At 69.9% G+C, this 12,141-nt stretch carries 15 protein-coding genes and 1 pseudogene; 6 read left to right on the forward strand and 10 right to left on the reverse strand.

Annotation, left to right across the window (positions count from 1 at the left end):
* Positions 1 to 298 precede the first annotated feature (298 nt).
* The 3 genes from ACIP94_RS15530 to ACIP94_RS15540 all read right to left on the reverse strand — a co-directional run bounded on the left by ACIP94_RS15530 (position 299) and on the right by ACIP94_RS15540 (position 2,988).
* The gene (locus tag ACIP94_RS15530; protein ID WP_402425037.1) at positions 299 to 1,999 is read right to left on the reverse strand and encodes a methylmalonyl-CoA mutase; all 1,701 of its coding nucleotides are present in this window, start codon (positions 1,997 to 1,999) and stop codon (positions 299 to 301) included.
* A 75-nt stretch (positions 2,000 to 2,074) separates the two neighbouring features.
* Complete coding sequence (locus ACIP94_RS15535) at positions 2,075 to 2,413, reverse strand: DUF3817 domain-containing protein (protein WP_402425040.1); 339 nt, start codon at positions 2,411 to 2,413, stop codon at positions 2,075 to 2,077.
* Between the two features lie 68 nt (positions 2,414 to 2,481).
* Positions 2,482 to 2,988 carry a MarR family winged helix-turn-helix transcriptional regulator gene (locus tag ACIP94_RS15540; protein WP_402425043.1) on the reverse strand — a complete coding sequence of 169 codons (507 nt, stop codon included), beginning with the start codon at positions 2,986 to 2,988 and terminating at the stop codon, positions 2,482 to 2,484.
* A 124-nt stretch (positions 2,989 to 3,112) separates the two neighbouring features.
* On the opposite strand from ACIP94_RS15540, the gene ACIP94_RS15545 reads away from it, so the two are divergent.
* Positions 3,113 to 3,544, forward strand: a complete 432-nt coding sequence (locus tag ACIP94_RS15545) for an SRPBCC family protein (RefSeq protein WP_402425045.1) — start codon at positions 3,113 to 3,115, stop codon at positions 3,542 to 3,544.
* Between the two features lie 293 nt (positions 3,545 to 3,837).
* On the opposite strand, the gene ACIP94_RS15550 is transcribed toward ACIP94_RS15545, so the two are convergent.
* The 5 genes and pseudogenes from ACIP94_RS15550 to ACIP94_RS15570 form a co-directional block, all read right to left on the reverse strand.
* Positions 3,838 to 4,470, reverse strand: coding sequence for a TetR/AcrR family transcriptional regulator (locus tag ACIP94_RS15550; RefSeq protein ID WP_402425048.1), 633 nt, complete (start codon positions 4,468 to 4,470; stop codon positions 3,838 to 3,840).
* Between the two features lie 107 nt (positions 4,471 to 4,577).
* Positions 4,578 to 4,673: pseudogene (locus ACIP94_RS15555) on the reverse strand (DUF4166 domain-containing protein); the annotation flags it as partial.
* Between the two features lie 35 nt (positions 4,674 to 4,708).
* Positions 4,709 to 5,461: a hypothetical protein gene (locus ACIP94_RS15560; RefSeq protein ID WP_402425051.1), complete on the reverse strand. Its 753-nt coding sequence runs from the start codon at positions 5,459 to 5,461 to the stop codon at positions 4,709 to 4,711.
* A 183-nt stretch (positions 5,462 to 5,644) separates the two neighbouring features.
* On the reverse strand, positions 5,645 to 5,941 hold the full coding sequence (locus ACIP94_RS15565) for an MTH1187 family thiamine-binding protein (RefSeq protein ID WP_402425054.1): 297 nt from the start codon (positions 5,939 to 5,941) through the stop codon (positions 5,645 to 5,647).
* A complete protein-coding gene (locus ACIP94_RS15570) occupies positions 5,938 to 6,282 on the reverse strand; it encodes a DUF3817 domain-containing protein (RefSeq protein ID WP_402425057.1) in 345 nt (114 codons plus the stop codon). Before ACIP94_RS15570 ends, ACIP94_RS15565 begins: the two co-directional genes overlap by 4 nt.
* A gap of 216 nt (positions 6,283 to 6,498) precedes the next feature.
* Between ACIP94_RS15570 and ACIP94_RS15575 the strand changes: the two genes are divergently transcribed.
* The 4 genes from ACIP94_RS15575 to ACIP94_RS15590 all read left to right on the forward strand — a co-directional run bounded on the left by ACIP94_RS15575 (position 6,499) and on the right by ACIP94_RS15590 (position 9,143).
* Positions 6,499 to 7,131: an AIM24 family protein gene (locus ACIP94_RS15575; protein ID WP_402425695.1), complete on the forward strand. Its 633-nt coding sequence runs from the start codon at positions 6,499 to 6,501 to the stop codon at positions 7,129 to 7,131.
* Between the two features lies 1 nt (position 7,132).
* Positions 7,133 to 7,783, forward strand: coding sequence for an AIM24 family protein (locus tag ACIP94_RS15580; protein WP_402425060.1), 651 nt, complete (start codon positions 7,133 to 7,135; stop codon positions 7,781 to 7,783).
* A 38-nt stretch (positions 7,784 to 7,821) separates the two neighbouring features.
* Positions 7,822 to 8,574 carry an AIM24 family protein gene (locus ACIP94_RS15585; protein ID WP_402425697.1) on the forward strand — a complete coding sequence of 251 codons (753 nt, stop codon included), beginning with the start codon at positions 7,822 to 7,824 and terminating at the stop codon, positions 8,572 to 8,574.
* 92 nt (positions 8,575 to 8,666) lie between these two features.
* On the forward strand, positions 8,667 to 9,143 hold the full coding sequence (locus tag ACIP94_RS15590) for a MarR family winged helix-turn-helix transcriptional regulator (protein ID WP_402425063.1): 477 nt from the start codon (positions 8,667 to 8,669) through the stop codon (positions 9,141 to 9,143).
* A 189-nt stretch (positions 9,144 to 9,332) separates the two neighbouring features.
* On the opposite strand, the gene meaB is transcribed toward ACIP94_RS15590, so the two are convergent.
* Positions 9,333 to 10,289, reverse strand: a complete 957-nt coding sequence (meaB, locus tag ACIP94_RS15595; RefSeq protein WP_402425699.1) for a methylmalonyl Co-A mutase-associated GTPase MeaB — start codon at positions 10,287 to 10,289, stop codon at positions 9,333 to 9,335.
* 56 nt (positions 10,290 to 10,345) lie between these two features.
* Complete coding sequence (locus tag ACIP94_RS15600) at positions 10,346 to 11,548, reverse strand: acetyl-CoA C-acetyltransferase (protein WP_402425066.1); 1,203 nt, start codon at positions 11,546 to 11,548, stop codon at positions 10,346 to 10,348.
* 149 nt (positions 11,549 to 11,697) lie between these two features.
* Between ACIP94_RS15600 and mce the strand changes: the two genes are divergently transcribed.
* On the forward strand, positions 11,698 to 12,138 hold the full coding sequence (gene mce, locus ACIP94_RS15605) for a methylmalonyl-CoA epimerase (protein WP_402425069.1): 441 nt from the start codon (positions 11,698 to 11,700) through the stop codon (positions 12,136 to 12,138).
* The last annotated feature ends 3 nt before the right edge of the window (positions 12,139 to 12,141 follow it).

The following is a 12,141-nucleotide window of genomic DNA, read 5'->3' on the forward strand; positions in this document are numbered from 1 at the left end:
CCCCATGCCCAGTCGACAACGGTGCTGAGCAGCACTTGGTGGGGAATGCGGCGCCTTCGGACAGGATCTTCCTCTGGTCAGGTGACGCGGTAACCGATGGCCACAACGGTGGGGAAGACGGCGCAGCGTGAGGAAGGCAGCCGCTCCTGTGTAGTTCCTATGCGACGTCGCCTTTACCGCTCGATCGCGGAAACTTTCGCGCCGCGCACACTGTGTCACCATGAGATGCGCATCACACACATGGAAACGCGCTGTCCACCGGCCCTCGGGCCGCCGCACAGCGCGTTGGTGAATTTCGTCAGAAGCCGGCCGGCTCCGTGTACACCCCCCACTCGTCCCGCAGGGCCCCGCAGATCTCGCCGAGGGTCGCCTCCGCGCGTACGGCGTCCAGCATCGGCCCGATCATGTTGGAGCCGTCGCGCGCGGCCGTGAGCATGGTGTCGAGGGCCGCGCGCACCGCCGCCTCGTCCCGCCCGGCCTTCCGCTCGCGCAGCACCCGCACCTGCTCGCGCTCCACCTCGTGACTGACCCGCAGGATCTCCAGGTCCCCGGTGACCGACCCGGTGTGGACGTTGACGCCCACCACTTTCTTGTCGCCCTTCTCCAGGGACTGCTGGTACCGGAACGCGGACTCGGCGATCTCGCCCGTGAACCAGCCGTCCTCGATGCCCCGCAGGATCCCGGAGGTCATCGGCCCGACGGGGTGCCGCCCGTCGGGATGGGCCCGCAGCCCCCGCTCCTTGATCTGGTCGAAGATCTTCTCCGCGTCCGCCTCGATCCGGTCCGTCAGCTGCTCGACGTACCAGGCACCGCCGAGCGGGTCGGCGACATTGGCGACGCCGGTCTCCTCCATGAGCACCTGCTGGGTCCGCAGCGCGATCTCCGCGGCCTGCTCGCTCGGCAGCGCCAGCGTCTCGTCCAGCGCGTTGGTGTGCAGCGAGTTGGTCCCGCCCAGGACCGCCGCCAGCGCCTCCACCGCCGTACGGACGACGTTGTTGTAAGGCTGCTGTGCGGTCAGCGAGACGCCTGCCGTCTGGGTGTGGAAGCGCAGCCACTGCGCCTTGGCGGTCTTCGCCCCGTACACGTCCCGCATCCAGCGTGCCCAGATGCGGCGCGCTGCCCGGAACTTGGCGATCTCCTCGAAGAAGTCGACATGCGCGTCGAAGAAGAAGGACAGGCCGGGGGCGAAGACATCGACGTCGAGGCCGCGGCTGAGGCCCAGCTCCACATAGCCGAAGCCGTCCGCCAGCGTGTAGGCCAGCTCCTGCGCGGCCGTCGCGCCCGCCTCGCGGATGTGGTAGCCCGAGACGGACAGCGGCTTGTAGGCGGGGATGCCGGCCGCGCAGTACTCCATCAGGTCGCCGATCAGGCGCAGGTGCGGCTCCGGCTGGAAGAGCCACTCCTTCTGGGCGATGTACTCCTTGAAGATGTCGGTCTGCAGCGTGCCGTTCAGCACGGCCGGGTCGACGCCCTGGCGCTCGGCGGCCACCAGGTACATGCAGAAGACGGGGACGGCCGGACCGCTGATCGTCATCGAGGTCGTGACGTCGCCCAGCGGGATGTTCCTGAACAGGACCTCCATGTCCGCGGCCGAGTCGATCGCGACCCCGCAGTGCCCGACCTCGCCGCGGGAGCGTGGGTCGTCGGAGTCGCGGCCCATCAGGGTGGGCATGTCGAAGGCGACGCTCAGGCCGCCGCCGCCGGCGTCCAGGATCATCTTGTAGCGCTCGTTCGTCTGCTCGGCGTTGCCGAACCCGGCGAACTGCCGGATGGTCCAGGTCCGCCCTCGGTAACCGGTCGGGTACAGCCCGCGAGTGAAGGGGTACTCGCCGGGCCAGCCGATCCGCTCGAAGCCCTCGTATGTGTCGTGGGGCCGCGGCCCGTACACCGGCTCCACGGGGTCGCCGGAGAGCGTGGTGAAGTCGGCCTCGCGCGTGCGTGAGGCGTCATAGCGGGCCTGCCAGCGTCGGCGGCCCTCCTCGATGGCGTCAGCGTCCATACCCTCGAATTTACTAGGACGTCCAAGTAAATGTCGATGGCTGACCGCCGTACGGCATCCGTACGGCGGTGTCCGTTACGCCTTGGCGACCGCGGGGGCGCCCTCCGCGACCCGCGCCTCCAGCTCGTGCGTGACCTTGCGCTCCACGAAGAAGGCGGCGGTGGGGATGGTCCCCGCCAGCAGCACCCACAGCTGCTTGCCGACCGGCCACTTGGCCTTGGAGCCCAGGTCGAACGCGAAGACCAGGTAGATGACGTACAGCCAGCCGTGGGCGATGCCGACGACACGGGTGAAGTCCGCGGCACCGTTCACGTCGAGCACGTACTTGGCGATCACACCGAGGGTCAGCAGGACCAGCAGCACACCGGTGACGTAGGCCATCACGCGGTAGCGGGTCAGCACGCTCTTTTTCATGGCTACGAGCGTAACGGCACGTATCGGGCGATCTTCGAGTGCCCCCGGGGTCCGGCGGCCGCCGCCCGCTACTCGGTGAAGTCCCCCGCGGCGATGCGCAGCGGTCGCAGCATCGCGAAGATCTCGGCGCACTCCTCGGCGTCGTACGTGCCGAGCCCGAACTCCACCGCCATCAGATCACGGGTGGCGGCGTCGCAGACCTCCCGCCCCTTGTCGGTGATGGAGGCGAGGGTGCCGCGCCCGTCGTTGGGGTTGGGCCGCTTGGCGACCAGGCCGGACCGCACCAGGCGGTCGACGGTGTTGGTGACGGAGGTGGGGTGGACCATGAGCCGCTCGCCGATCTTGGACATCGGCAGCTCACCCGCCTTGGAGAAGGTGAGCAGCACCAGCGCCTCATACCGCGCGAAGGTCAGCCCGTACGGCTTCACGACCGCGTCCAGCTCGGCGAGCAGGATCTGCTGGGCTCGCATGATCGAGGTGATCGCGGCCATCGACGGCACGTTGCCCCACCGCTGCTTCCAGTGTTCGTCGGCGCGGGCGATGGGATCGAAGGACAGGCTGAGCGGCTTCGGCACGGCATCGACCTTACCCGCCGGTCACATGGTGGTCAGCCCTGTCTCGCCCTTCGGTCGCCCCGGGGCCCGGGGCGCACACTGGAGACAGAGGGCCCCGTACGCGGGGCGAACGTGGAGGTGAGCCATGAGCACCCTCGAGGAACACGTCGACATCGCGGTCCCGATCGACACGGCCTGGGACAGCCTGCACCACGCGGAGGAGTATCCGCGCTTCATGGACGGGGTGCGCGACGCCCGTGCGGAGGCGGGCGGCCGGGCACATCTGGACGTCGAGGCGGGCGGCCGCTCCCGGTCGTTCGAGGCGGAGGTCTCCGATCACGGCGACCGGCGCGTGATGGAGTGGCGCACCACGGGCGATCCCCGGCTGGCGGGGTCGTTCTCGTTGCAGCCGATCGACCAGGACCACACCCGTGTCCAGGCGCGGGTGGAGTACGACCCCGCTCCGGTCAGGGAGGCCTTCGGCGGGCCGAAGGGGTTCGCCCAGGCGAACGCCATCGAGCGGCTGGTCCGCGGCGATCTGGAGCACTTCAAGGAGTACCTGGAACGGCAGCGGTGAGCACCGGGGGCTGCCGCGGCCCGCGGCGGTCTCCCGAACGGCCTTACGCCCGGCGGGTGCGGCCCTGCGCCCGGGAACACGCGCCCCACCGGACCGCGACACGTGCCTACGACCGGAATGCGCACCCTGCGCCCGACATCCGCGCCCTACGACCGGAATGCGCACCCCGCGCCCGGGACCACCCGCCCCACCGGACCGCCACACGCGCATACGACCGGGATGCGCACCCTGCGCCCGGCATCCGCGCCCTACGACCGGAATGCGCACCGCGACCTTCGACCGGTGGCCGCGCCCTACGCGTGGGGGGCCCGGCGCAGCGCGTGCCGTACCGCCCGCTGTGCCACCGGGCCGAGACCGTCGAGCGCCGCCACCAGCGCGGCCAGCTGGTCCAGGGCGGCCAGCGCGGCGCGCGCCCCCGCGGCGTCCACCCCTTCGTACAGCTCGATGCCGACGAAGGACGCGGACACCGCGCGGGCCAGCCCGGCCGGGTCCGCGAACTCCCCCGCCGGTGTCGCAGCCAGCACCCGCACGAGCACCCGCTCGATCTCCGCTATCCACAGGTCGAGCCCTGCCGCCGTGGCCGGCGCGAGCCGGGGATGGGTCTGAGCGCCGGCCAGCAGCTGGCCCAGCACGGCCACATGCCCCGCCGCCTTCTCCTCCTCGTGCATCTCCCGCCCGAAGGCCAGGAGTTCACCGAGCGAGCCGATGCCCTCCAGCCGCTCCCGGTACCGCGCCACCCGCTGTTCCGTGCCGTACCGGCACGCCGCCGCCAGCAGCTCGTCCACCGAGCCGAAGTGATAGAAGACCAGCGCCTGGTTGACCCCCGCCGTCGCCGCGATCGTGCGCGCCGACGTCTTGGCGATCCCCTGCTCGGTGAGCGTCCGCAGCGCCCCCTCCAACAGCTTCACCTTGGTCGCCTCGCTCATGCCCGCGCCCCCTCCCGCACGGGCCGCGGCCGTAGCCCTAAGCATGGGTGCGCCGCCCGCACCCGTATCCGGAGCAAGTGCGGCTTGCCCGCCGGGAGTTGGACTGTGCCGGGGAGTGGGAAGGTGCGCACGGACGACACCGTCTCACGGCCGAAGGGGTCGGTGCAGGGAACATTCTCGATCGTGCAGGGGACGTCGCGGCCTCCGCCGTCGCCCGGCACCGTGCGGAGGACCGAGGTCACGACGGCCGCTCCAGGGCGGCGAGCAGACGTGGTGCACGCACCCGTGTGGGCGGGGTGCGCAGACAGCGGCGGGCCGCCGGGGTGCCGGCGAGGGGTGCCTTGAGCAGCGCCAGGGAGATGGCGAGGGTCAGCAGCAGCGGGCACAGATACGCCATCGCCGCCGCCAGCGGGCCGAACAGCCGTAGGCAGGAGCCCTGCCCGAGGCCGGTGCAGGCGGCCGTGAGGACCAGGCCCCGGACGGCCAGTTCCGCACACCAGTTCGCGAGCGCGCGCTCCGGTGTCACTCCTCGCTCCACCCAGAGGCGGAGGCGGTCGAAGGACCAGGCCGTCGCCCAGCCCATGAGGGGCCTCAGGAGGAGCCGGTCGGCGAGGCGGCCGAAGGCGCCCCAGCGCGGCCGGTAGTCGCACCCGGTGAGGAAGCGGACGCCGTCCCCGTCGGGCACATAGCGCCAGTAGCCGCCGCCCTCGGCGATCAGCGACAGCGGGTGCGGTGCCAGGAAGCGCAGCACGGAGGTGCGCGTCCCGTCCGGGCGCGTCTTCTCCCCGGCCGCCACCCCGGTCCCGCAGACCGTCAGGAACGGCAGGATCCGCGTGGCGTACCGGAAGCGGCGCGGTTCGCCCTCAGCGCCCGGCAGATAGTCGATCTCGGCGAATCGGAGGTCCCAGCGCCGGTGCTGCGCGGGGTCCTGGGTGCGCGTCCACAGCTCGTCGAGGTCACCCCGTATGTGCGCCTCCACGTAGAGCCCCATTGCCGATCCCCCATGCCAACGGCCCTATTTGAGCGACTGCTCAATTCAACTGTCCTGACAGTACAGGCATTTGAGCGGTCGCTCAAACCGCGGCAACGGGAAAGCCCCGGCCGCCGGGGCCGGGGCTTTCCGCCGGGTCCACGGCCGGGTCCTCAGCCGGGATGCCCGTTGCCGGAGGGTGGGTCACCCGGTGGACAGGTGCCGCTCCACGGTCTCCACCTTCGAGGTGAGGCCGTCCGTCACGCCCGGGCGGATGTCCGCCTTCAGTACGAGGGAGACCCGCGGGGCGCGCCCCTCGACCGCCGCCACGGCGCGCTTCACGACGTCCATGACCTCGTCCCAGTCGCCCTCGACCGATGTGAACATCGCGTCGGTGCGGTTCGGCAGACCGGACTCCCGCACCACCCGCACGGCGTCGGCGACGTACTCCCCCACGTCCTCCCCGACACCCAGGGGCGTCACCGAGAAGGCGACGATCATGCGTTCACGATCCCTTCCTTGCGGGCGCGGGCCGCGATGACCGCGTCCTCGGCCTCACGGCGCAGCCTGCGCTCGGCGAAGAAGCCGCCCGTCGGCAGCACGGACAGGACGAAGTAGAGGGCGGCCGTCCCTACGGACCACTTGGCGCGGTTCCAGGCGTCGGCCCAGAAGATCACGTACAGGATGAAGAGCACACCGTGGAGCGAGCCCATGACGGGCACCGCGTTGAAGTCCGTGGTGCGCTTCAGTACCGAGCAGACGAGCAGCAGCAGGAAGGAGACGGCCTCGGGGGCCGAGACCAGGCGGAGCCGGCGGAGGGCGGTGGCGGTCTTTATGTCCACGGGTCACCTTCGGTGGGAGTTTCACTGAGACGCAGTCGCTTTGTGAACGCATGCACAAGCATCCCTATTGTGGCATCCGGGACGTGGGGGGCCGAGGACGGGGGGCGGGGTGTCGGCGGCGGATCATCGACGCCCCTCAGGGGCCGGTCAGGGTCGCGATCCACCTTCGGGCTCTGTGCGCTCCACCCGCCCGGCGGCTACCTTCACCTCGTGGCGATGTTCCGACTCCAAGGCAGCAAGGTGCTGGCCGTCGACATGACCGGAGACGCCGTGAAGGCGAAGAACGGCTCCATGGTCGCGTACGACGGGCAGATGGCCTTCAAGAAACTCACCGGCGGCGGCGAGGGGATCCGGGGGATGGTGACCCGAAGACTCACCGGCGAGCAGATGACGGTGATGGAGGTGAAGGGACAGGGGACGTGCTGGTTCGCTGACCGCGCGTCCGAGATCAACCTCGTGCACCTCCGCGGGGACAGGTTGTACGTCGAGTCGAGCAATCTCCTCGCGACGGACGCCGGCCTGCGCACGGGCACCACCTTCACGGGCCTGCGCGGCGCCTCCCAGGGCAACGGGCTGTTCACCACGACCGTCGAGGGCCACGGCCAGGCGGCGATCATGTCGGACGGCCCGGCGGTGGTGCTGCGGGTGAGCGCGCAGTACCCGCTGACCGTCGACCCGGGGGCGTATGTGGCCCACCAGGGGAACCTGCGGCAGTCGTTCCAGTCGGGCGTGACGTTCCGCACATTCCTCGGCGAGGGCGGCGGCGAGGCCTTCCAGATCCGCTTCGAGGGGGACGGACTGGTCTACGTCCAGCCCAGTGAGCGCAACACGATCGCGGGGGATCTCTGACATGGGCTTCCGCGAGGTGAACTCGAAGATGATCGAGGCGACGGTCGTGCCGGGGCAGCGTCTGTACAGCCAGCGGGGCGCGATGCTCGCCTACAAGGGAGACGTCTCCTTCACCCCGAACATCCAGGGCGGGCAGGGCGGGGTCATGTCGATGATCGGCCGCCGGATCGCGAACGAGGCGACACCGCTGATGACGGTCGAGGGCAGCGGCACGGTGCTCTTCGGGCACGGCGGCCACCACATCCAGGTGATCAACCTCACGGGAGACACGCTCTACGTCGAGGCGGACCGGCTGCTCGCCTTCGAGGGCACGCTCCAGCAGGGCACCATGTTCCTGGGCTCACAGGGCGGCGTCATGGGCATGGTGCGCGGCCAGGTCGCCGGCCAGGGCCTGTTCACGACCACCCTCACCGGGCACGGCGCGGTCGCCGTGATGGCGCACGGCGGCGTCTTCGAGGTGCCGATCACCCCGCAGCGCCCGGTCCATGTCGACCCCCAGGCCTATGTCGCGCACCACGGTGACGTACGCAACAAGCTGTCCACGGCGCTCGGCTGGCGCGACATGGTGGGCCGCGGCTCCGGCGAGGCGTTCCAGCTGGAGCTGAGCGGCAGCGGTGCGGTGTACGTGCAGGCGTCGGAGGAGAAGCTGTGACCACCTACCCGGGCGCCGGCCCCGTCGTGTACGACCCGATGACGCTGCCGGCCGACGACAACGTCGACAAGTACACCTTCTGCGTGGAGCTCAAGGGGAGCCAGTGGTTCATGCAGAAGGGGAAGATGATCGCGTACTACGGCTCGATCGAGTTCAACGGCGTCGGGCACGGCCGTCTCGACCGCCTCGTCCGCACTTCCTTCCATTCGCCTCTGCATGCGAGCGACTGGGTGGTGGCCGACGGCTCCGGCAAGATGCTCCTCGCCGACCGGGCCTTCGATGTGAACTCCTACGACCTGGACGACGGCAATCTGACCATTCGCTCGGGCAACCTGCTCGCTTTTCAGCCAAGTCTCGCGCTCAAGCAGTCGATCATTCCCGGTTTCCTGACGCTCATCGGAACCGGCACGTTCGTGGCCGCGTCCAACGGTCCGGTGGTGTTCATGGAACCTCCGATCCGGGTGGACCCCCAGGCACTGGTCGGCTGGGCCGACTGCCCCTCTCCGTGCCATCACTACGACCACGGGTACCTGACCGGCGTATGGGGCGGTCTACGTGCGATGACGGGCCTCGGCGGGGCCTCCGGGGAGGAGCACCAGTTCGAGTTCGTCGGGGCCGGCACGGTGCTGCTCCAGTCGTCCGAGACACTGATGGCGGAGCAGGCGACGGGAGCGGTTCCACACGAGCCCGGCGTACCGGGCGGCAGCGGGGTACCCGGTCATCAGGGACAGCCGGGGACACCGCGCCTTCCCGGACAGCTGGGAGACCTCCAGCGTCGCTTCGGGCTGTGAGCGGTAGTCTGCGGAGTGTGACGTCGAACGCGTGCGCACTGTCACACCACCCTCACTAGTTCGCCTTTCAACCTTTTAGGTAGACTTCATTCATGGAGACCGAGACGGCCACGCGCTGGCTGACCGATGCGGAGCAGTGCGCCTGGCGCACCCACCTGGAGGTCAACAGGCTGTTGACGTACCAGCTCGAAAGGGATCTGCAACCGTTCGGCCTGACGATGAACGACTACGAGATCCTGGTGAATCTCTCGGAGTCGGAGGGCATGCGGATGCGGATGAGCGATCTCGCGGCCGCCACCCTCCAGTCCAAGAGCCGGCTCTCGCACCAGATCACTCGTATGGAGAACGCGAACCTGGTACGCCGCGAGAACTGCGAGTCCGATCGGCGGGGTCTGTTCGCCGTGCTGACGGACCACGGTCTGGAGACGATGAGAAAGGTCGCGCCCTACCACGTGGCGTCCGTGCGGAGACACTTCATCGATCTGCTCTCCCCGGACGACCTCGAGCAACTGCACAAGTCCCTGCGCCCGATCGCGGAACACCTGAGGGGCCAGCGAGGCAAGCCCTGACGCTTCGCCTGGGCGGCGCCGCGACCGCCGGCGCCTCCGGCAGAGCCAGGACGCTCTCGGGGGCGGCACACCCCCGACACAGCCGCGACGGGGCCTGTCGGAGGCGGAACACACCCCCGACAGGCCCCGTCGCCTGTGGCGCCGCGGTACCGCGGCGCCGAGCGGTCCGCCGGCGCCGGCGGACCGGGCTCAGCCCGTCGTCAGGCCCGCCACCAGTTCGTCCGCGGCCCGGTAGGGATCCAGTTCACCCGCCACGATCCGCTCGGCCAGCGCGCTCAGCCGGCGGTCGCCGTGCAGATCGCCGATGCGCTCCCGCAGGGCCGTCACCGCGATCGTCTCGACCTCGTGCGCCGCCCGGGCCAAGCGGCGCTCCGCGAGCACCCCCCGCTCCTCCATCCACGCCCGGTGCTTCTCCAGCGCCTCGACGACCTCGTCGACGCCCTCGGCGCGCGCCGCGACCGTCTTCACGATCGGCGGGCGCCAGTCGCCCGGGGCCCGCGACTCCCCGAGCCCCAGCATGTGGTTCAGCTCGCGCGCGGTCGCGTCCGCGCCGTCCCGGTCGGCCTTGTTGACCACGTACACATCGCCGATCTCCAGGATGCCCGCCTTCGCGGCCTGGATGCCGTCGCCCATCCCGGGGGCCAGCAGGACGACCGAGGTGTCCGCCTGGGAGGCGATCTCCACCTCCGACTGGCCGACGCCCACCGTCTCCACCAGGACCACGTCGCAGCCCGCCGCGTCCAGCACCCGGATCGCCTGCGGGGCCGCCCAGGCGAGTCCGCCCAGATGGCCTCGCGTGGCCATGGAGCGGATGTACACACCGGGGTCGGACGCGTGCTCCGACATCCGCACGCGGTCGCCGAGCAGGGCGCCGCCCGAGAAGGGCGAGGACGGGTCGACGGCCAGGACGCCGACCCGCCTGCCCTGCTTGCGGTACGCCGTCACGAGCGCCGACGTGGACGTGGACTTACCGACGCCCGGGGAGCCCGTGAGCCCCACGACATAGGCGTTGCCGGTCAGCGGGGCCAGGGCCGCCATGACCTCCCTGAGCTGCGGGGACGCCCCCTCCACCAGGGAGATCAGCCGGGCCACGGCACGCGGCCGGCCTTCCCTGGCCTGGGCCACCAGCGAGGAGACGTCCTGCATCACAGCTCCGTTCACGCGTTCACGACGGTCACGTCAAGGGGTCGGGGCGAGGCCGCTCAGGCCTTGGGTACCCGCACGATCAGCGCGTCACCCTGGCCGCCGCCACCGCACAGCGCGGCCGCGCCGACACCTCCGCCGCGCCGCCTGAGCTCCAGGGCGAGGTGAAGGACGATCCGGGCGCCGGACATGCCGATCGGGTGGCCCAGGGCAATGGCACCGCCGTGAACGTTCACCATTTCGGGGGAAACGCCCAGGTCCTTCATTGACTGCACGGCGACCGCTGCGAACGCCTCGTTGATCTCGATCAGATCGAGGTCCGAGACCTCCAGGCCCTCCTTCTTCAGCGCGTGCAGGATCGCGTTCGACGGCTGCGACTGGAGGGAGTTGTCCGGACCCGCCACATTGCCGTGGGCGCCGATCTCGGCGATCCACTCCAGGCCCAGCTCCTGCGCCTTGGCCTTGCTCATCACGACCACGGCCGCCGCACCGTCCGAGATCTGCGAGGAGGAGCCGGCCGTGATGGTGCCGTCCTTGCTGAAAGCCGGGCGCAGCTTCGCCAGCGACTCAGGCGTCGTGTCGCCGCGGATGCCCTCGTCCTTGCTGAAGACGACGGGCTCGCCCTTGCGCTGCGGTACCTCCACGGGGGTGATCTCGGCCTCGAAGACGCCGTTCCTCTGGGCGGCCGCGGCCCGCTGGTGGGACAGGGCGGCGATCTCGTCCTGCTCCTTGCGGCCGATGCCCAGACGGGTGTTGTGACGCTCGGTGGACTCACCCATGGCGACGCCGTCGAACGAGTCGGTCAGGCCGTCGTAGGCCATCGCGTCGAGCATCTGGACGGCGCCGTACTTGAAGCCCTCGCGGGACTTCGGCAGCAGGTGGGGGGCGTTGGTCATGGACTCCTGGCCGCCCGCGACGATCACGTCGAACTCACCCGCGCGGATGAGCTGGTCGGCGAGCGCGATGGCGTCCAGCCCGGACAGGCACACCTTGTTGATCGTCAGGGCCGGGACGTTCATCGGGATGCCCGCCTTGACCGCGGCCTGGCGCGCCGGGATCTGCCCCGCCCCGGCCTGGAGCACCTGGCCCATGATCACGTACTGCACCTGGTCGCCGCCGATCCCCGCACGGTCGAGGGCGGCCTTGATCGCGAAGCCGCCGAGGTCGGCTCCGGAGAAGGACTTCAGCGAGCCGAGCAACCGTCCCATCGGGGTGCGGGCACCCGCGACGATGACGGAGGTCGTGCTGTTCGTTCCAGACATGAGCTGCGATCCCCTTCCGGCCTGCACAGCCGAGGAGTGAACGAGGGTTTACTTCGAATGTACTGAGGGGTACTGCGCCCCGTCATCGGGCTGTCAGTGTGATCGCGCGCACGTTGCGTAACCACGTCAGGAGCGCTGCACTGATTCCTATGCTGACGCGAATCGACCACATCGGGATCGCCTGTTTCGACCTGGAGAAGACCGTCGAGTTCTACACCTCGACATACGGCTTCACGGTGTTCCACACCGAGGTCAACGAAGAGCAGGGCGTGCGCGAGGCCATGCTGAAGATCAACAACACGGACGACGGCGGCGCCTCCTACCTCCAGCTCCTCGAACCCGTCCGCGAGGACTCCACCGTGGCCAAGTGGCTGGCCAGGAACGGCGAGGGCGTGCACCACATCGCCTTCGGTACGGCGGATGTCGACGAGGACTCCACCGCCATCCGGGACAAGGGCGTACGCGTCCTGTACGACGAGCCACGACGTGGTTCCATGGGATCGCGGATCACCTTCCTGCACCCCAAGGATTGCCATGGTGTCCTCACAGAACTCGTCACATCGGCGGCTGTTGAGTCACCTGAGCACTGACTG

The sequence above is a fragment of the Streptomyces sp. NPDC093261 genome, from assembly GCF_044753645.1.
Lineage (GTDB): Bacteria > Actinomycetota > Actinomycetes > Streptomycetales > Streptomycetaceae > Streptomyces.

What these genes read in the sequence shown, in the direction of transcription:
- ACIP94_RS15600 (WP_402425066.1), bottom strand. Translation starts at nt 11,548, where the DNA reads ATGTCTGGAACGAACAGCACGACCTCCGTCATCGTCGCGGGTGCCCGC.
- ACIP94_RS15530 (WP_402425037.1), bottom strand. Translation starts at nt 1,999, where the DNA reads ATGGACGCTGACGCCATCGAGGAGGGCCGCCGACGCTGGCAGGCCCGC.
- ACIP94_RS15580 (WP_402425060.1), top strand. Translation starts at nt 7,133, where the DNA reads ATGGGCTTCCGCGAGGTGAACTCGAAGATGATCGAGGCGACGGTCGTG.
- mce (WP_402425069.1), top strand. Translation starts at nt 11,698, where the DNA reads ATGCTGACGCGAATCGACCACATCGGGATCGCCTGTTTCGACCTGGAG.
- ACIP94_RS15545 (WP_402425045.1), top strand. Translation starts at nt 3,113, where the DNA reads ATGAGCACCCTCGAGGAACACGTCGACATCGCGGTCCCGATCGACACG.
- ACIP94_RS15560 (WP_402425051.1), bottom strand. Translation starts at nt 5,461, where the DNA reads ATGGGGCTCTACGTGGAGGCGCACATACGGGGTGACCTCGACGAGCTG.
- ACIP94_RS15535 (WP_402425040.1), bottom strand. Translation starts at nt 2,413, where the DNA reads ATGAAAAAGAGCGTGCTGACCCGCTACCGCGTGATGGCCTACGTCACC.
- ACIP94_RS15585 (WP_402425697.1), top strand. Translation starts at nt 7,822, where the DNA reads ATGACGCTGCCGGCCGACGACAACGTCGACAAGTACACCTTCTGCGTG.
- ACIP94_RS15565 (WP_402425054.1), bottom strand. Translation starts at nt 5,941, where the DNA reads ATGATCGTCGCCTTCTCGGTGACGCCCCTGGGTGTCGGGGAGGACGTG.
- meaB (WP_402425699.1), bottom strand. Translation starts at nt 10,289, where the DNA reads ATGCAGGACGTCTCCTCGCTGGTGGCCCAGGCCAGGGAAGGCCGGCCG.
- ACIP94_RS15550 (WP_402425048.1), bottom strand. Translation starts at nt 4,470, where the DNA reads ATGAGCGAGGCGACCAAGGTGAAGCTGTTGGAGGGGGCGCTGCGGACG.
- ACIP94_RS15590 (WP_402425063.1), top strand. Translation starts at nt 8,667, where the DNA reads ATGGAGACCGAGACGGCCACGCGCTGGCTGACCGATGCGGAGCAGTGC.
- ACIP94_RS15575 (WP_402425695.1), top strand. Translation starts at nt 6,499, where the DNA reads ATGTTCCGACTCCAAGGCAGCAAGGTGCTGGCCGTCGACATGACCGGA.